The organism is Streptomyces sp. NPDC030799 (assembly GCF_055572255.1).
The window spans coordinates 85,831-102,904 of record NZ_JBVIDS010000007.1; the positions used below are offsets into that span (position 1 = coordinate 85,831).

Sequence of the window (17,074 nt, forward strand, 5' to 3'; positions counted from 1 at the left end):
GCCTCCGCCCGGGGAAATCCTCGGTCGACGGCGTCGAACCTGCGCGCCGATCGACGAGCCGCCGTCAACTCGCCGCACCCCGCCGGTCGTAGAGTCACCGGCATGCGCCCCGTCGACGACCCCTCCTACCGGAACAACCCGCAGTTGAACGCCTGGCTGGACACCGCCCGCGCCGACTTCACGGCCCTCGCCGAGCAGGCCGGCGGACGGTGGGACTTCTCCCCCGCCTCCCTGTCCCGACTCGAACGCCTCGTCCTGGAGCGCTACACCACCTGGGAAGAGCAGTACGACGACCGGCGAGGCCCGTTTCTGCGGGCGGTCGCCTGGTACCTGGGCGAGGTCCTGGTACGGCACCACGATGCGGTCTGGGTGTGGCCGCCCGGCACTCCCTGTCCCGGCCGGGAGCGGTCGTGCCCTGCGCTGACCTACCCGTACGACCGGCTCACCGAGCGGGAAGCCGAAGCCGTCGCGGCGTCGGAGGAGGAGGGCGAGTCCCTCCTCCCGACCGTCGACCCGCACCGGATCGTCGGCGCCCTCCACCGGGCGAAGGACTCCCGTCTGAGCGTCGCCCTGGAGCACTTCGAGGGATGGCGCGACGACCTCGCACCCTGGATGCCGTCGGACACGTGAACCGGATGCGGCGCGCATCGCCGCCCTACGGCAACACCCTGCACAACGCGTCCAAGGCTCCCGCCCACGCGCTGTCCGGCGGTGTCGCGTAGCCCACGACCAGTGCGTCCAGCGGTTCGGCGACGGCCTGTGGGTGGCGGTGCAGGGACAGGCCGTGGAGGGCGAGGCCCTGCCAGGCCGCGGCCTGGACCACCGACTGTTCCATGCCGGCGGGCAGCCGCAGCAGCGCGTGGAGGCCCGCGGCGATGCCGGTGACCGTCACCTCGGGCGCGCGGGCGCTCACGGATGCGGCGAGGGCGTCGCGGCGGCGCCGGTAGCGCAGCCGGGAGGAGCGGACGTGGCGGTCGTACGCGCCGGAGGTGATGAACTCGGCGAGGGTGAGCTGGTCCAGCGCGCCCACGGTGTCGATGCGGCCCTTGGCCGAGGCCGCCTCCTCCACGAGGGCCGGGGGCAGCACCATCCAGCCCAGCCGCAGTCCGGGGGCCAGGGACTTGCTGGCGGTGCCGAAGTAGATCACGCGGTCGGGGTCGAGGCCCTGGAGGGCACCGACGGGCTGGCGGTCGTAGCGGAACTCGCCGTCGTAGTCGTCCTCCAGGATCAGACCGCCGGTGCGCCGGGCCCAGTCGATCACCGTGGCCCGCCGTTCCGGGTGCAGGGGCGTGCCCATGGGGAACTGGTGGGCGGGGGTCAGCAGGACCGCCCCCTGATCGCCCAACGCCCTGGTGTCGGTGCCGAGTTCGCCGTACGGGAGGACGGATGTGGCGAGGCCGGCCTGCTGGAGCAGGTTCCAGTAGACGTCGAGGCCGTACGACTCGACCGCCACCGTGCGCACCCCGCGCGCCGCGAGGACCGTGCCGACGATGCGCAGGGCGTGTGCGAAGCCGGAGGTGATCAGCACGGTCTCCGGATCGGCGCGGACGCCGCGCACCCGTGCGAGGTAGCCGGCGAGGGCGGCGCGCAGTTCGGGCCGGCCGCACGGGTCGCCGTAGCCGAGAGCCTGGTAGGGGGCGGCGGTGAGGGCGCGGCGGGCGGCCTTGAGCCACTCGGTGCGCGGGAAGGCCGCGAGGTCGGGGGCGCCGGGGAGCAGGCTGTACGTCGGGCGGGCGGGCGCCGGGTGACCGGGTGCCGTGCCCCTGCCGGCGGGCGGGGCCGCCGCCAGCTCCGCGACCCGGGTGCCGGAACCCTGCCGGGCGGTGAGCCAGCCCTCCGCCACCAGGTCCGCGTAGGCCTCGGCGACGGTGTTGCGGGCGATGCCGAGGTCGGCGGCGAGGGAGCGGGAGGAGGGCAGCCGGGTGCCGGCGGCGAGCCGGCCGCTGCGGACGGCGTCGCGCAGGGCGTCGGTCAGGCCCCGGCGCAGACCGCCCGCGCCGGTCGGTTCGAGGTGCAGGTCGACGCCCAGAGTGGCCCAAGGTTTCGCCATGGAACTGGACCATACTCCTGGGCTGCCTGGCTTCTAGGGTCGAGGGCATGAGCACTGAGGAAACCGTCGAATACGCCCCCGAGCACACCCCCCGTATGCGCTGGGCCCAGCACGCCCCCGAGGTCTACAAGGCGATGATCCGGCTCGACGCGGCGGCCAGGCAGGGCCTGGACCCCAAGCTGTACGAGCTGGTGAAGATCCGCGCCTCGCAGCTCAACCACTGCGCGCTCTGCCTCGACATGCACACCAAGGACGCGCTGGCGGCCGGCGAGAGCGTCCAGCGGATCGTGCAGCTCAGCGCGTGGGAGGAGTCGAAGCACTTCTACACCGAGAAGGAGCTGGCGGCGATCGAGCTGACCGAGGCGGTCACCGTGCTCACGGACGGCTTCGTGCCGGACGAGGTGTACGAGAAGGCCGCCAAGCACTTCGAGGAGGCCGAGCTGGCGCAGCTGATCGCCGGGATCGCGGTGATCAACGCCTGGAACCGGTTCGGGGTGACCACTCGCGCGGTGCCCGGCCACTACCAGGCGGGGCAGCACACGTGAGCCGTACCCAGCTGCTGGACCCGGCGGTCGGCCGGGCGATGTCCGCGCTCAGCGCGGCCGCGAAGAAGGGGCTCGGTGATCCGGTCCTCGCCGAGCTGGTCATGATCCGCGCCTCGCAGATCAACCACTGTGCCTTCTGCCTCGACATGCACCTCCAAGTGGCCCGGAAGAACGGGGAGTCCGAGGACCGCGTCCAGCTGCTCAACGCCTGGGAGGAGGCCGAGGACCTCTACAGCGAGCGGGAGCGGGCCGCGCTGGCGCTGACCGAGGCGGTCACCGTGCTGACGGACGGCTTCGTGCCGGACGAGGTGTACGACACCGCCGCCAAGCACTTCAGTGAGGCCGAACTCGCCCATCTCATCGGCCTGATCACCGCCATCAACGGCTGGAACCGCCTGATGGTCAGCCGCCGAGTCCCGCCAGGGGGTTACCAGCCATGAGCAAGGTGGACGTGAGCAAGGTGGATGTGTTCCGCACCCTGCACCGCAAGCGCGCCCAGGGTGATCCGCTGGTCCTGCCCGGCCCCTGGGACGCGGCGAGCGCCCGGGTGTGTGCCGAGGCCGGGTTTCCGGCGCTGGCCACACCGAGTGCGGGGGTGGCCGCCTCGCTCGGGTACGAGGACGGGGCGACCCCGGCCGACGAGATGTTCGCGGCGGTGGCCCGGATCGTGCGGGCGGTGGAGGTGCCGGTCTCGGCGGATGTCGAGGGCGGGTACGGGCTCGCACCGAAGGAGCTGGTGGAGCGGCTGCTGGAGGCGGGTGCCGTGGGGTGCAACCTTGAGGACTCCAACGGGGGTGTCCTCAAGGACCCGCACGAGCACGCCGAGTTCCTCGCCGAGGTCCGCTCGGCCGCCGCCGACCGGCTCTTCGTCAACGCCCGGGTGGACACGTTCCTGCATGGCGACGGCGAGCCCGAACGGGCCATCGAGCGGGCCGCGTTGTACGTGGCCGCGGGCGCGGACTGCGTGTATCCGATCCTCGCCCCGGTGGACGTACTGCCCCTGCTGCGGGCCGGCATCCAGGGCCCGCTGAACATGGTGGCCCGGCTGGACGGCGAGGGCCCCTCGCCCGCCGTGCTCGGCGAACTCGGGGCCACCCGCGTCACGTTCGGGCCGGGGCTCCAGCGGCGGGCCGTGGCCGCGCTGCGGGAGATCGCCGACGGCCTGACGAAGTAGGGCGGTTCAGGGCAGCCACTTCTTCCACTCGGAGGGGTGGCCGTCCACCCACTTCTTCGCCGCCTCCTCGGGCGACAGCTTCTGGTCGGCGATCATCAGGGAGACCTCGTTCTGGTCCTCGGTCGTCCACCGGAACTTCTTCAGGAAGGCCGACGCCTCGCCGCCGGACTTCGCGAAGTCGGCGTTGAGGTACTTCTGCAGCGGCGTGTGCGGGTAGGCGCAGGCGATCTTGGCCGCGTCGGCGTCGCAGCCCTCCTTGTACGGCGGCAGCTTCACCTCCGTCATGGGGACCTTCTTGAACAGCCACTGGGGTGAGTACCAGTACGTCAGGAAGGGCTTCTTCTCCTTCGCGAACTGTTTCATCTGGGTGATCTGGGCCGCCTCGGAACCGGCGAAGACGACCTGGTAGTCCAGCTTCAGGTTCTTCACCAGGGCCTTGTCGTTGGTGACGTACGACGGGGAGCCGTCCATCAGCTGGCCCTTGCCGCCGCTCTCCGCGGTGCGGAAGAGCGAGGCGTACTTGTTCAGGTTCCGCCAGTCGGTGATGTCCGGGTGCTCCTTGGCGAGGTACGTCGGGACGAACCAGCCGATGTGTCCGGTCACCCCGAGGTCGCCGCCGTGGGCGATGGTCTTCTTGTCCTCGACGTACCGCTTCTCCTGGTCCGGGTGGCCCCAGTCCTCCAGGATGGCGTCGACCCGGCCCTGGCTGAGCGCGTCCCAGGCGGGCACCTCGTCGACCTGGACGGTGTCCACGCGGTAGCCCAGCTTGTGTTCCAGCAGGTACTGGGCGACGGCCACATTGGACTGGGCGCCCACCCAGGACTGCACGGACAGCGTGACCGTCTTCGAGCCCCGGGCGTTGGCGAACGGGCTGGCCTGCCTGGTCATGTCGGCGGCGCCGCAGCCGGTGAGCAGCGCCAGCGAGCCCGTCACGGCGATCGCGGTCAGGACAGTCGTACGACGTCGCATGTCAGGCTCCCTTCCTCGGGCGTCGTTCCGTCGGCTGGGTCACCCGGTCGAGCATCAGACCCAGGCAGACGATCGCGGCTCCGGCCACCAGACCGGTCGCCAGGTCGCCCTGGGCGAGGCCGAAGGCGACGTTGTAGCCGAGGGCGCCGCCGCCGACCAGGCCGCCGATGATGACGACGGCGAGGACCAGGACCACACCCTGGTTGACCGCGAGCAGCAATGAGCGCCTGGCGAGCGGGAGCTGGACCTGCCACAGCTGCTGCCGGCCGGTCGCGCCGAGCGAGCGCGCCGACTCCAGCGCGGCCGGGTCGACCTGGCGCAGACCCTGCGCGGTGATCCGGACGACGGCCGGGAGGGCGTAGACGACGGCCGCGGCGACGGCGGGGGCACGGCCCACGCCGAACAGGGCGACGACCGGGATCAGGTACACGAACTGCGGCATGGTCTGGAACACGTCCATCACCGGGCGCAGGGCGCGTTCGACGCGGTCGCTGCGGGCCGCGGCGATGCCGGTCGCGAAGCCGAGGACCAGGGTGACGGCGACCGCGGCCAGCACCTGGGAGAGCGTGTCGAGGGCCGGCCCCCACACGCCGAGCACACCGATCGCGGCCATGGCGAGCACGGCGGTCAGGGCGGTGCGCCAGGTGCCGATCGACCAGGCCAGGGCGGCGACGATCAGCAGCACCGCCCACCAGGGCAGCCACTGCAGGCCGCCGCGGACGGGGTCCAGGATCCAGGTGGTGAAGTGGCCCGCCCAGTCGGCCGTACCGCCGATGACCGGGACACCGGAGTAGAGGTGGTTGGTCATCCAGTCGACGGCGCGGTCGACCGGTTCGGCGATGTCCAGGGTCCAGCCGGAGGGCCAGTCGAGGCGGCCGAGCAGACGGGCGGCCAGCGCGACGGCCACGGTGACGGCGAGGGCGTAGGGCCAGCCGATGGCGCGGGTGCGCGTGTCCCCGGCGCCGGCGGCCCCGCCGGCCCCGGCGGCCGCGGTCACCCGGTCCAGCACGATCGCCAGCAGCACGATCGGGATGCCGGCGGCGAGGGCCTGGCCCACGTCGACCGAGGAGAGCGCCTGGTAGACGCGGTCGCCGAGGCCGCCGGCGCCGATGACCGAGGCGATGACGGCCATGGACAGCGCCATCATGATCGTCTGGTTGAGGCCGAGCAGGAGTTCTCCCCGGGCCAGGGGGATACGGGCGGTCAGCAGCCGCTGGCGGCGGGTCGCGCCGAGCGACTCCACGGCCTCCAGGACTTCGGGGTCGGCGCCGCGCAGTCCGAGCGCGGTGAGACGGGCCATCGGCGGGGCGGCGTACACGACGGTGGCGAGCACGGCCGCGGGGACGCCGATGCCGAAGACCAGGACGACGGGGAGGAGGTAGGCGAAGGCCGGGAGCACCTGCATGGTGTCCAGGACCGGGCGCAGGCCGCGGTCCAGGCGGTCGGAGAGGCCGGCGGCGAGGCCGAGCAGCGCGCCGACGACCACGGAGGCGAGGACCGCCACGACCATCAGCGCGAGGGTCTGCATGGTCGGGACCCACATGCCCAGCGCTCCGCAGGCCAGAAGGGCGACGGCGGTGCCGGCGGCCAGGCGGGGGCCGGCGACGCGCCAGGCGACCAGGGCGCCGAACGCCGTGACGCCGGTCCAGCCTGCGGCGAGCAGGGTGACGTAGACGACTCGTACGGAGAGTACGACCGCGTTGCTGATGTAGCCGAAGAAGTAGAGGAACAGGGGGTGGCTGTCCCGGTTGTCGATGACCCAGTTGCTGGCCGTGGCGAGGGGTTTGTCGACGCTGACGGTCAGCTCGTGGGGCCAGCTGGTGCCGGGCCAGTGGGTGGCGGCCCAGGGGGCCAGGACCGCGGCGAAGAGGGCGAGCAGCAGGAGTTTGCCTGCGGCGCGGCTCTTGAGGACGCGGGGTGTGCCGGTACGGGAGGTCGGGAGACTGAGCGTGGCCATCAGACGGCCTCCGGGCTGGTGCGGGGCCCCTCCGGGCTGGTGCGGGGGGCGGGGGGTGCCGCTTGCCCGCGCTTGCGGGGTGCCGCTGCGCCCGCCCCTGCCGCCCCAGCGGCACGACTGTCCGCAGCTGCGGCGTCGGCGGGGGGTGAGGTGGTGACGCCGGCCACCACGTCCAGGAGGTGTTCGTGGTCCACGATGCCCAGGCACCTGCCCTCGTCCATCACCCGGGCGGGCTCGCCTGCCCGTGCCACCGCCTCGATGGCCTCGGCGACCGTGGCCTCCGGGCGGATCGCCGGGCCGGTTCCCGTCTCCTGCGCGACGGCGGGGCGCATGGCCGTACGGCAGGTCATCACCTGCTCGCGCGGCACGTCCCGGACGAACTCGCGGACGTAGTCGTCGGCCGGGGAGCCGACGATCTCCTCCGGGGTGCCGAGCTGGACCACTCGGCCGTCGCGCATCAGGGCGATACGGTCGCCGAGTTTCAGGGCCTCGGTGAGGTCGTGGGTGATGAAGACCATCGTGCGGCCCTCCTCGCGGTGCAGGCGGGCCACCTCGTCCTGCATGTCGCGCCGGATGAGCGGGTCCAGCGCACTGAACGGCTCGTCGAAGAGGAGGACCTCGGGGTCGACGGCCAGGGCGCGGGCCAGGCCCACGCGCTGGCGCTGGCCGCCCGACAGCTGGCCGGGGCGGCGGTGCTCCATGCCCTCCAGGCCGACCTTGGTGACGACCTCGGCGGCCCGTTCGCGCCGTTCGGCCTTGCCGACGCCCTGGATCTCCAGGCCGTAGGCGACGTTGTCGAGGACCGTGCGGTGCGGGAGCAGGCCGAAGTGCTGGAAGACCATGGCGGCCCGGTGGCGGCGCAGTTCGCGCAGGCGGGCCTTGTCCATCGCGCGGACGTCCTCGCCGTCGATGGCGATGGTGCCGGCGGTGGGTTCGATGAGGCGGGTGAGACAGCGGACGAGGGTGGACTTGCCGGAGCCGGACAGGCCCATGACCACGAAGACCTCACCCTTGCGGACGTCGAAGGAGACGTCGCGGACGGCCGCCGTGCAACCCGTGCGGGCGCGGAGGTCGGCGGGGTCCAGCGTGCTGAGCTCCGGGTCGGCGGGAATCCGCTCCGGCTTGGGGCCGAAGACCTTCCACAGGCCGGACACCGAGAACACCGGCTCGGTCGTGGTGGGCGGCTTGCGGGTGGGAACCGTGAGCGCCATCAGGCGTCACCTCCGATCAGTTCAACGGCCTTCTCCCCGACCATGAGCACCCCGATCATCGGGTTCACGGCGGGCATGGTCGGGAACACGGACGCGTCGGCGATGCGGATGCCGTCGAGACCGCGGATCTTCAACTCGGGGTCGACCACGGCGAGTTCGTCGTCCGTGGCGCCCATCTTGCAGGTGCCGGCAGGGTGGTAGACGGTGTGCGCGACCTTGCGGGCGTACTCGCTCAGCTCGGCGTCGCCGAGGACCTCGGGGCCGGGGCAGACCTCGCGCTTGAGCCAGCCGGCGAGCGGCTCGGTCCTGGCGATCTCACGGGCGATGCGGATGCCGTCGACGAGGGTCCGGCCGTCGTAGTCGTCCTCGTCGGTGAAGTACCGGAAGTCCAGGGCGGGCTTCACGGACGGGTCGGCGCTGGTCAGGTACAGCCGGCCGCGGCTCTTCGGCTTGGGGATGTTCGGGGTCATGGACACCCCGAACTCCGGCCGCTCATAGCCCAGTCGCTCGGGGTTGTCCGTGAACGGGATCTGGTAGAAGTGGAACATCAGGTCCGGGCCCGCGCTTCCGGGGTCGCGGCGCACGAACAGGCCGGCGTCGGAGTCCATCGCGGAGTTCTCCGGGATCGGGCCGTGGGTCTCCCAGACGATGACCGACTCGGGGTGGTCGAGCAGGTTCTCGCCGACGCCCGGCAGGTCGTGCACGACGGGAATGCCGAGGGCCTCCAGGTCCGCCCGCGGTCCGATGCCCGAGTGCAGCAGCAGGCGCGGGGAGTCGACGGCGCCCGCGCACAGCACGACCTCGTTGCGGGCCCGGATCAGCAGCTCCTCGCCGTCCTTGGTGCGCACATGGACGCCCTCGGCGCGGGTGCCGTTCAACTCCAGCCGGTACGCCCAGGTCTCCAGCAGGATGGTCAGGTTGGGCCGCTCGTCCATCACCGGGTGCAGGTACGCCACCGACGCCGAGGACCGCTTGTTGTTCTCGGGGTGGTAGGCGAGGTCGAAGAAGCCGACGCCCTCGGTGAACGGCTTGCGGTTGAAGCCCTCGACGCGGGGAACCCCGAGCGCCGTCCGGGCGGCGTCGACGAAGTCGCGGGCGATGGCGTTCCGGTCCTTCTCGTCGACGGAGACGATGTTGTTCTTCAGACGGGCGAAGTAGGCCTCCATGGGGACGGCGCCCCAGCCCTTGGCGCCGGCCTCCTCCCACTCGTCCCAGTCGGAGGGCAGCGGCTTGAAGGAGATGAGGGTGTTGTGCGAGGAGCAGCCGCCGAGGACGCGGGCGCGGCTGTGCCGGATGTGGGAGTTGCCGCGCGGCTGCTCGACCGTCGGGTAGTCGTAGTCGAGTTCGCCGCCGAGCAGGCCCATCCAGCGGCGCAGGGTGAGGACGTCGTCGCGGCCGACGTCGCTCGGGCCGCCCTCGATGACGGCGACGGTGACGTCGGGGTTCTCGGTGAGGCGGGAGGCGATGACGGAGCCCGCGGTGCCGCCGCCGATGACGACGTAGTCGTAGACGTGGGGGGTGTGGGACATGGGGGTACTACTCCAGGGGGTGTTTCCGGGGGGAGAGGCGGGGCTCAGCCGGCGAACCAGCGCACCGGCTTCGGCGCGAGGTTCTGGTAGACGTGCTTGGTCTCGCGGTACTCGGCGAGTCCTGCGGGCCCCAGCTCGCGGCCGGTGCCGCTCTTGCCGAAGCCGCCCCACTCCGCCTGCGGCAGGTAGGGGTGGAAGTCGTTGATCCAGACGGTGCCGTGGCGCAGCCGCCCGGCGACGCGGCGGGCCCTGCCGGGGTCGGTGGTCCACACGGCGCCGGCGAGGCCGTACTCGGTGTCGTTGGCGAGGAACACCGCCTCTTCCTCCGTGCGGAAGGTCTCGACGGTGAGGACCGGGCCGAACACCTCCTCGCGTACGACGGTCATGTCGCGGTGGCAGGCGTCGAGGACGGTCGGCTCGTAGAAGTAGCCGGACGCGGGCCGCTGCGCCGACGGCTCGGGCCGCTTGCCGCCGCAGCGCAGTACGGCGCCCTCGGCGAGCGCGGCGGCGACGTACGCCTCGACCTTGGCGCGCTGCTGCTCGGAGACCAGCGGGCCGCACTCGACGCCGGCCTCGGTGCCCCGGCCGAGCCTGATCCGCTGTGCCCGGCGGGCGAGTTCGGCGACGAAGCGCTCGCGGACCGACTCCTCGACGATGAGGCGGGCGCCGGCCGAGCAGACCTGGCCGCTGTGGATGAAGGCGGCGTTGAGGGCCTGGTCGACGGCGGTGTCGAAGTCCTCCTCGGTGGCGCAGGCGTCGGCGAAGACGACGTTGGGGTTCTTGCCGCCGAGTTCGAGGGCGACCTTCTTCACCGTCGGGGCGGCGGCCTGGGCCACCTTGGTGCCGCTGACCAGGCCGCCGGTGAAGGAGACCAGGTCGACGCCGGGGTGCTCGGCGAGCCGGGCGCCGACGGTGTGGCCGGGTCCGGTGACGATGTTGGCCACGCCGGCGGGCAGGCCCGCCTCGGCGAGCAGCTCGATCAGCGCCACGGTGGTCATCGGGGTGATCTCGCTGGGCTTGATCACGAAGGTGTTGCCGGCGGCGAGCGCCGGGGCGATCTTCCAGCTGGCCTGGAGGAGGGGGTAGTTCCAGGGGGTGATCAGCGCGCACACGCCGACCGGCTCATGGACGACGACGCTGTGGATGTCGGGCGAGCCGGCGTCGACCACCCGGCCCGGGGCCTCGGCGGCGACCAGGTCGGCGAAGTAGCGGAAGGCGTCGGCGACACAGTCGATGTCGACCCGGCCCTCCTCCACGGTCTTGCCCGCGTCCCGGCTCTCCAGCAGGCCCAGTTCCTCGCGGTCGCGCACGAGGAGATCGGCGACGCGGCGCAGCAGCGCGGCGCGCTCGGCGACGGGGGTGCCGGGCCAGGGTCCGTCGTCGAAGGCCTGCCGCGCGGCGGCCACCGCACGCTCGGCATCCTTCTCGTCACCCTCGGCGACCACGGCGAACGGCCGGGCGTCCGCGGGGTCGAGGATCTCGCGCGTCGCACCGGAGATCGCTTCCAGCCACTGGCCGCCCGCGTGGATGGTCGCCTCGGCCTGTCGTGCCGTTCTGTCCGCCATGATCGGTATTGCCTTCCGTTCCTGTTCCGCTCCCCTGTGTCACACGTGCGTCACGGTCGGGGACCGCGGACGCCTGCCCCAGGGCCGCGAACGGCATGCGCAATCGGTGGCCGAAAGTGCGCGGCGTCACTGAAAACGCGGTCGAAAACGGACAAAAGCGGGCTCGGGATTGACTCCTTCACATGATCGACGTCCGTTCGGAAGTCAGCGCACCGCGTAGTCCGGCAGGCGGACCGCTTCGGCGCGGGTGCCTTCCGGGGCGCCGGCGGCGAGCATGTCCAGCGCCTCCTGGGTGGGGGCGGGCAGGAAGAACCGCTCCGCTCCCTCGCGCCCCACGGCCTGGTGCTCGGTGACGAAGGGGCGCATCGCGTCCTCGTAGGCCGCGAACGCCGCCGTGTGGTCGCCGCGGGCGTGTGCCAGCTCGCCGGCCAGCAGATACGCGCCGATCAGCGCCTGGGACGTGCCGCGGCCCGAGGTGGGGGCCGCGCAGTGGCCGGCGTCACCGAGCAGAACGACCCGTCCGCTGCTCCAGGTGTCCATCACCACCTGGGCGTTGGCGTCGAACCAGAAGTCCTCGGCCGTCCGCATCTCCGTCAGCAGCCGCGGGATCTCCCAGCCCTCACCGGCGAACCGTTCGGCGACGATGCGCTGCTGTGCGCCGGTGTCGCGACGGTCGTACTCCAGTGGCCCGGCGGCGAAGTGCAGGGCGGCCCTGGCCCGGCCGGTCACGTCACCGGCGAATATGTTGGCCGCCTTGCCCGGGGAGACGTACACCTGCCCGGTGTGGTTCAGCCCCAGGTGGTTCGGCAGGCTGAAGATCGCGGTGTAAATGCCCAGGGAGCGTACGAAGTGCTCCTCGGGGCCGAAGACCAGCGCTCGGGTCCGCGAGTGCAGCCCGTCGGCACCGACCAGCAGGTCGAACCTGCGCGGCGGCCCGTTCTCGAACGTGACGTCCACGCCGCCGGCGTCCTGCCGCACCGCGCGGACGGAGTCGCCGAAGAGGAACTCCGCCCTGTCCCGGGCAGCCTCGTACAGCAGCCGGGTCAGTTCCCCCTTGGGGGCTTCCAGGTCGCCCGCGAAGACCGCGGCCGGCAGGGTGGCGTACCGCCTGCCGTCGGCGTCCACCATCGCCGCGTCGCCCATGGCGGTGTCCAGCGACCGGATCGACTCCAGCAGGCCCATCCGGTCCAGGACGTCGAGGGCCTCGCCGCGGAAGTCGACGGCGTAACCGCCGTGCCGGACGTGCGGGGCGCGTTCGATCACCGTGGGCCGCAGGCCATGGCGCTCCAGCCAGTGGGCGAGTGCCAGGCCGGCCACACCGGCGCCGGAGATCAGAACCTTCTTTTCTGTCGTCATGAGTACAACGTACGAGCACGAATACCCCTCTCCCAGTGGGCAGTTGATGAAAGTGCTCTAGTGCGGGAGGGTTAGGGTGTACTAGTGCACCAGGGTCCGAGACCGCTTCGGTCGGCAGGAGGTCGCCGCCATGGCTCAGCCGCCGTACGCACAGATCGCGGGAGAACTGCGCCGCCGCATCCGGACGGGCGAACTCGCCCCCGGTGACCGCGTGCCGTCCACCCGGGCGATCACCCGGCGGTGGGGGGTGGCCATGGCCACCGCCGGCAAGGCGCTGGCGACGCTGCGGCACGAGGGCCTGGTACGGGCCGTGCCCGGGGTCGGGACCGTGGTCGCCGATACCGTGCCGCAGCCGCGCTCGGCCCGGTCCTCCACCGACGACCCGGCCGTCCGGGCCCGCATCGTCCGTGCGGCCGTCGCCCTTGCCGACGCCGAGGGAACGGCGGGGCTGACCATGCGGCGGATCGCCGCGGAACTCGGCATGCCGACCATGTCGCTCTACCGGCACGTCGCCAACAAGGAACAGCTGATCGCGCTGATGGTGGACGCCGCCTTCGCGAGCGAGCCGCTGCCGGCCCGGCCGCCGGAAGGCTGGCGCGCCCGGCTGGAGCTGTCCGCGGCGATCCAGTGGCGGCTGTACCAGGACCACCCGTGGCTGGCCGCGGCTCTCAACCTCCGCCGGCCCCTGCTCGCGCCCCACGGCATGCGGCACATCGAATGGGCCCTGGCCGCCCTGGACGGCCTCGGACTGGACGCCGGCACCCGCATGCACGCGGCCGTCACCCTCTTCGGACATGTCCGGGGGCAGGCGATCGACACAGAACCCGAAGCCCGCGCCGCGCAGACCAGCGGGATCACCGGGGAGCAGTGGATGGACGCCCAGCACGGCCGGATGACCGCCCTGTTGTCCCAGGGCCGTCTGCCGCACTTCGCCTCGGTCGCCGCCGAGGCCGACCTCACGCCCGCCTCGCTGTACGAGTTCGGCCTGAGCGCCCTCCTCGACGGCCTGGCAGCCCGCATCGAAGCAGCGGCCCCCTCGTCTTCCGCCGCCCCGCGGCCCGCGACGCCGGGGTGATCCAAACGACACCCCCTAGCGGACGGCCGCCTGCTGGGTCATCAGCTCCCTGATGCAGCCGCGCAGCCAGGCATGGGCGGGGTCGGCATCGTGGCGGGGGTGCCAGGCGAAGCCGACGCCGATCGCGGGGAGCGGGAGCGGGATCTCGAAGGTGACCAGGCCGAGGGTGTCGGCCAGCGAGCGGCCCCAGTGGCTGATCAGTCCGATCAGGTCGGTCTCCCGCAGCACGAACAGCGAGGCGGGATAGGTGCCGACGCTGCCCACCACACGCCGCTTCAGACCGAGTTCCTCCAGTGCGTCGTCGATGGGCCCGTGCTGCCTGCCGCGCCGGGAGACGATGAGGTGTCCCGCCTCCCCGGCGAACCGCTCGGGCGTCAACTCCCCGGTGAGCAACGGGTGTCCGGCCCGTACGACGCCCAGCATGCGTTCCTCGTACACCGTCTCCACATGCACCTCGGGCGCGGTCGTGTCGATCACCCCGACCTCCAGGTCGGCGGTGCCCTGGCGCAGGACCGGGACGTCCACATGGCTCTCGGAGAGGAAGCGCAGCCGGATGCCGGGGGCCTCGCGGGCGGCGCGGGCGAAGAGGGCGGCGCCATGGGTGGCCGCGATCGAGTCGTGACCGAGGATCGTGAACGTGCGGGTCACCGTGCGCAGATCGGTGTCCCGGCCCGGCGCGAACAGGGCACGGGCCCGCTCCACCACCGCGCTCACCTCGGCCCGCACGGCCAGCGCGTGCGGAGTGGGCACCATCCGGCGCCCGGCACGCACCAGGACCGGATCGCCGAGCGCCTTGCGGATCCGGCCGAGCGTGCGGCTCATGGCGGGCTCCGACAGATGCAGCCGGTGGGCGGCACCCTGCACGCTCTGCTCCTCCAGCAGCACGTCCAGCGCGACCAGCAGATTCAGGTCCAGCCCGGTGGATTGCGTCATGTGCAGGTATTCCTTGCGAAGGTTGCACTGGAAAGCAGGTCACGGGCGAGCCTACGGTGAGAGCGCACCCCACACCACCCACCGAAGCTCCCGGGAGGAGCCGTGCCCGCGCACGCCCTGAAACGCCCCACCCTCCTCGCGCTGTGCGCCTGCGTCCTGGTCGCCCAGAGCATGGTCGCCGCCATCAACCTCCTCATCCCCCAGCTGGGTTCCTCGTCCCTGCACCCGTCGCACACCGAGATCCTGTGGACCGTCGACGCCTACGTCATCGTCTTCGCGGGCCTGCTCATCCCGGCCGGCGCGCTCGGCGACCGGTACGGCCGCAAGGGTGCCCTGCTCACCGGGCTCGCGCTGTTCGCGGCGGGCGCCGCCACCAGCGCGCTCGCGACCGGCCCGGCCGTCCTGATAGCGGGCCGCGGCCTGTCCGGTGCCGGAGCCGCGCTGATCACACCCGCCACCCTCTCGATCCTGATGCACCTGTCCGCGCCCGAGCACCGGGCCCGCTCCATGGGTGCCTGGACGCTGTCGATCGGCCTGGGCGGCGCGGCGGGCAACCTGGGCGGCGGCCTGGCCGGACAGTTCCTCACCTGGCGTGCCCTGTTCGCCGTCATGGTCCCGCTCGCCGCCGTACTCGCCGCGGCGGTCTCAGCCACCGTCCCGCACACCGAACGCTCCGCCCGCAGCAACACGGACCCGCTCGGCACGCTGCTCCTGACGGCCGGCCTGGTGGCGGTCCTGTTCGGCATCATCGAGGGCCCGGCCTACGGCTGGACCTCCGCCCGCATCCTCGGCGCGTTCGCGGCGGGCACGCTCCTGATCGCCGCCTTCACCCGGCACGCCCTGCGCTCCCCCGCCCCGCTGTTCGACCCGCGTGTCTTCGGCTCTCCCCGTCTGCGCGCGGCCTCCCTCGGCACCGCCACCGGCTTCTTCGGCCTGTTCTCGCTGTTCTTCGTCAACTCGCAGTATCTGCAGGGCGTGAAGGGCTTCGGGGCCGCCGTCACCGGGGTGGCGATCCTGCCGCTGGTGTTCGGGATGGCCGCCACCCAGAAACTGGCGACCCGCTGGGCCGGCCGCCCCCGCGCGGTCATCGGCACCGGTCTCGCCCTGATCGGCCTCGGTCTGCTCGGCGCCTCAACGGCCGACGCGGGCACGCCCTACGTGGTGTTCGTCTGCTGGCTCCTGGTCATCTCCGCCGGCGCCGGCCTCTCCATGCCGGCCCTGACCCTCGGCGTGGTCACCTCACTCCCGTCCCACCAGGCGGGCCTCGGCTCGGGCCTCGGCACGACGGCCCGGGAGACCGGCGCGGCACTGGGCGTGGCCGTCACCGGTACGGTCCTGTCCTCCCACACCGACCTGCTGCACGGCATGGGGCCGGCGCTGCGGACCGTGGGCGTGGTGGTACTGGTGGCCACGGCACTGGTGGTCGCCGGGTACGGAAAGCGCCTCCAAGGGGCGCGGGGAACGGCGCGAGCAACCACAGGGAACCCGCACTCGGCAACGGCCCCGCGCACCCACGTCGGGTAGCCGATACGCACCCGCACACGGCAACGCTCGGCACCCCTGCGGAGGGATGCCGAGCGTCTGCCAGGTCCAGGGAACTCTCAGATGAGGCCCAGGGAGCGAACGGCCTCGCGCTCCTCCTCCAGCTCCTTCACCGACGCATCGATGCGAGCACGGGAGAACTCATTGATGTCCAGGCCCTGGACGATCTCGTACTTGCCGTCCTTGGTGGTGACCGGGAACGAGGAGATCAGGCCCTCCGGGACGCCGTAGGAACCGTCCGACGGAATGCCCATGGACGCCCAGTCGCCCTCGGCGGTGCCGTTGACCCAGGTGTACACGTGGTCGATCGCGGCGTTGGCGGCGGAGGCGGCCGACGAGGCACCGCGGGCCTCGATGATCGCGGCACCGCGCTTGGCGACGGTCGGGATGAAGTCCTCGGCCAGCCACTTCTCGTCGTTCACGACCTCGGCGGCGTTCTTGCCGGCGACGGTGGCGTGGAAGATGTCCGGGTACTGGGTGGCGGAGTGGTTGCCCCAGATGGTCAGCCGCTTGATGTCGGCGACCGTCGAACCCGTCTTCTTCGCGAGCTGGGTGAGCGCGCGGTTGTGGTCCAGGCGGGTCATCGCGGTGAAGCGCTCGGCCGGGACGTCCGGCGCGGCGGCCTGGGCGATGAGGGCGTTGGTGTTGGCCGGGTTGCCGACGACGAGGACCTTGATGTCGTCCGCGGCGTGGTCGTTGATGGCCTTGCCCTGCGGCTTGAAGATGCCGCCGTTGGCCTCCAGCAGGTCGCCGCGCTCCATGCCCTTGGTGCGCGGGCGGGCGCCCACCAGGAGGGCTACGTTGGCGCCGTCGAAGGCGACGTTCGGGTCGTCGGTGATCTCGATGCCCTGCAGCAGCGGGAAGGCACAGTCGTCCAGCTCCATGGCCGTGCCCTCGGCGGCCTTCAGCGCCGGGGTGATCTCCAGCAGGCGCAGCTTGACCGGCACGTCCGCGCCGAGCAGCTGGCCGGAGGCGATGCGGAAGAGCAGGGCGTAACCGATCTGGCCGGCCGCGCCGGTGACGGTGACGTTCACGGGAGTGCGGGTCATGGCGTTCTCCGTATGACAGCTGGCGGTGGGGCGTCCCTGCCCCGGGCGGATGATCGATCTCTTGGCGTCAAGAGAGATCCAGCGGTCAGGCTATCGCGCATCCGGCATGCGAGACGTCC

The 17,074-nt window shown here is 72.2% G+C and carries 15 protein-coding genes; 6 read left to right on the forward strand and 9 right to left on the reverse strand.

Features of this window, described 5'->3' with window-relative positions; translation table 11 throughout:
* Positions 1-102: 102 nt before the first annotated feature.
* Positions 103-630 (forward strand): hypothetical protein, encoded by a 528-nt coding sequence (locus ACZ41I_RS18950; protein WP_468514621.1) that lies wholly within the window; start codon positions 103-105, stop codon positions 628-630.
* A 25-nt stretch (positions 631-655) separates the two neighbouring features.
* On the opposite strand, the gene pdxR is transcribed toward ACZ41I_RS18950, so the two are convergent.
* Positions 656-2,050 carry a MocR-like pyridoxine biosynthesis transcription factor PdxR gene (gene pdxR / locus ACZ41I_RS18955; RefSeq protein WP_468514622.1) on the reverse strand — a complete coding sequence of 465 codons (1,395 nt, stop codon included), beginning with the start codon at positions 2,048-2,050 and terminating at the stop codon, positions 656-658.
* Between the two features lie 47 nt (positions 2,051-2,097).
* Between pdxR and ACZ41I_RS18960 the strand changes: the two genes are divergently transcribed.
* The 3 genes from ACZ41I_RS18960 to ACZ41I_RS18970 are packed head-to-tail and all read left to right on the forward strand — an operon-like array spanning position 2,098 to position 3,769.
* Positions 2,098-2,595, forward strand: a complete 498-nt coding sequence (locus tag ACZ41I_RS18960) for a carboxymuconolactone decarboxylase family protein (RefSeq protein WP_363214798.1) — start codon at positions 2,098-2,100, stop codon at positions 2,593-2,595.
* On the forward strand, positions 2,592-3,035 hold the full coding sequence (locus ACZ41I_RS18965) for a carboxymuconolactone decarboxylase family protein (protein ID WP_399763796.1): 444 nt from the start codon (positions 2,592-2,594) through the stop codon (positions 3,033-3,035). Before ACZ41I_RS18960 ends, ACZ41I_RS18965 begins: the two co-directional genes overlap by 4 nt.
* Complete coding sequence (locus tag ACZ41I_RS18970) at positions 3,032-3,769, forward strand: isocitrate lyase/phosphoenolpyruvate mutase family protein (protein WP_399763794.1); 738 nt, start codon at positions 3,032-3,034, stop codon at positions 3,767-3,769. Before ACZ41I_RS18965 ends, ACZ41I_RS18970 begins: the two co-directional genes overlap by 4 nt.
* Positions 3,770-3,775: 6 nt before the next feature.
* On the opposite strand, the gene ACZ41I_RS18975 is transcribed toward ACZ41I_RS18970, so the two are convergent.
* The 6 genes from ACZ41I_RS18975 to ACZ41I_RS19000 all read right to left on the reverse strand — a co-directional run bounded on the left by ACZ41I_RS18975 (position 3,776) and on the right by ACZ41I_RS19000 (position 12,356).
* Positions 3,776-4,738 (reverse strand): ABC transporter substrate-binding protein, encoded by a 963-nt coding sequence (locus ACZ41I_RS18975; protein WP_468324720.1) that lies wholly within the window; start codon positions 4,736-4,738, stop codon positions 3,776-3,778.
* 1 nt (position 4,739) lies between these two features.
* Positions 4,740-6,695: an ABC transporter permease gene (locus ACZ41I_RS18980; RefSeq protein ID WP_399763789.1), complete on the reverse strand. Its 1,956-nt coding sequence runs from the start codon at positions 6,693-6,695 to the stop codon at positions 4,740-4,742.
* Complete coding sequence (locus tag ACZ41I_RS18985; RefSeq protein ID WP_363214792.1) at positions 6,695-7,906, reverse strand: quaternary amine ABC transporter ATP-binding protein; 1,212 nt, start codon at positions 7,904-7,906, stop codon at positions 6,695-6,697. The genes ACZ41I_RS18980 and ACZ41I_RS18985 overlap by 1 nt, the downstream gene beginning before the upstream one ends.
* On the reverse strand, positions 7,906-9,435 hold the full coding sequence (locus ACZ41I_RS18990; RefSeq protein WP_363214791.1) for a GMC family oxidoreductase: 1,530 nt from the start codon (positions 9,433-9,435) through the stop codon (positions 7,906-7,908). Before ACZ41I_RS18990 ends, ACZ41I_RS18985 begins: the two co-directional genes overlap by 1 nt.
* Before the next feature lie 44 nt (positions 9,436-9,479).
* Positions 9,480-11,000 carry an aldehyde dehydrogenase family protein gene (locus ACZ41I_RS18995; RefSeq protein WP_468514623.1) on the reverse strand — a complete coding sequence of 507 codons (1,521 nt, stop codon included), beginning with the start codon at positions 10,998-11,000 and terminating at the stop codon, positions 9,480-9,482.
* A gap of 204 nt (positions 11,001-11,204) precedes the next feature.
* Positions 11,205-12,356, reverse strand: coding sequence for an FAD-dependent monooxygenase (locus ACZ41I_RS19000; RefSeq protein ID WP_468514624.1), 1,152 nt, complete (start codon positions 12,354-12,356; stop codon positions 11,205-11,207).
* Between the two features lie 130 nt (positions 12,357-12,486).
* Between ACZ41I_RS19000 and ACZ41I_RS19005 the strand changes: the two genes are divergently transcribed.
* Entirely contained in the window at positions 12,487-13,431 is a 945-nt protein-coding gene (locus ACZ41I_RS19005; RefSeq protein ID WP_468514625.1) for a TetR/AcrR family transcriptional regulator C-terminal domain-containing protein, read from the forward strand.
* Positions 13,432-13,446: 15 nt separating this feature from the next.
* Here ACZ41I_RS19005 and ACZ41I_RS19010 read toward each other — a convergent pair whose 3' ends face one another.
* Positions 13,447-14,364, reverse strand: a complete 918-nt coding sequence (locus tag ACZ41I_RS19010; RefSeq protein ID WP_363214787.1) for a LysR family transcriptional regulator — start codon at positions 14,362-14,364, stop codon at positions 13,447-13,449.
* A gap of 102 nt (positions 14,365-14,466) precedes the next feature.
* Here ACZ41I_RS19010 and ACZ41I_RS19015 point away from each other — a divergent pair, with 102 nt between their 5' ends.
* Positions 14,467-15,888: an MFS transporter gene (locus ACZ41I_RS19015; RefSeq protein WP_468514626.1), complete on the forward strand. Its 1,422-nt coding sequence runs from the start codon at positions 14,467-14,469 to the stop codon at positions 15,886-15,888.
* A gap of 77 nt (positions 15,889-15,965) precedes the next feature.
* Here the strand turns inward: ACZ41I_RS19015 and ACZ41I_RS19020 are convergent, their stop codons facing one another.
* Positions 15,966-16,955: a malate dehydrogenase gene (locus ACZ41I_RS19020; protein WP_363214785.1), complete on the reverse strand. Its 990-nt coding sequence runs from the start codon at positions 16,953-16,955 to the stop codon at positions 15,966-15,968.
* Between the last annotated feature and the right edge of the window lie 119 nt (positions 16,956-17,074).

Coding starts and splice junctions, on each gene's coding strand:
- ACZ41I_RS18950 (WP_468514621.1), top strand. CDS start 103: ATGCGCCCCGTCGACGACCCCTCCTACCGGAACAACCCGCAGTTGAAC.
- ACZ41I_RS19005 (WP_468514625.1), top strand. CDS start 12,487: ATGGCTCAGCCGCCGTACGCACAGATCGCGGGAGAACTGCGCCGCCGC.
- ACZ41I_RS18960 (WP_363214798.1), top strand. CDS start 2,098: ATGAGCACTGAGGAAACCGTCGAATACGCCCCCGAGCACACCCCCCGT.
- ACZ41I_RS18995 (WP_468514623.1), bottom strand. CDS start 11,000: ATGGCGGACAGAACGGCACGACAGGCCGAGGCGACCATCCACGCGGGC.
- pdxR (WP_468514622.1), bottom strand. CDS start 2,050: ATGGCGAAACCTTGGGCCACTCTGGGCGTCGACCTGCACCTCGAACCG.
- ACZ41I_RS19020 (WP_363214785.1), bottom strand. CDS start 16,955: ATGACCCGCACTCCCGTGAACGTCACCGTCACCGGCGCGGCCGGCCAG.
- ACZ41I_RS19010 (WP_363214787.1), bottom strand. CDS start 14,364: ATGACGCAATCCACCGGGCTGGACCTGAATCTGCTGGTCGCGCTGGAC.
- ACZ41I_RS18985 (WP_363214792.1), bottom strand. CDS start 7,906: ATGGCGCTCACGGTTCCCACCCGCAAGCCGCCCACCACGACCGAGCCG.
- ACZ41I_RS18990 (WP_363214791.1), bottom strand. CDS start 9,435: ATGTCCCACACCCCCCACGTCTACGACTACGTCGTCATCGGCGGCGGC.
- ACZ41I_RS18980 (WP_399763789.1), bottom strand. CDS start 6,695: ATGGCCACGCTCAGTCTCCCGACCTCCCGTACCGGCACACCCCGCGTC.
- ACZ41I_RS18970 (WP_399763794.1), top strand. CDS start 3,032: ATGAGCAAGGTGGACGTGAGCAAGGTGGATGTGTTCCGCACCCTGCAC.
- ACZ41I_RS19000 (WP_468514624.1), bottom strand. CDS start 12,356: ATGACGACAGAAAAGAAGGTTCTGATCTCCGGCGCCGGTGTGGCCGGC.
- ACZ41I_RS18975 (WP_468324720.1), bottom strand. CDS start 4,738: ATGCGACGTCGTACGACTGTCCTGACCGCGATCGCCGTGACGGGCTCG.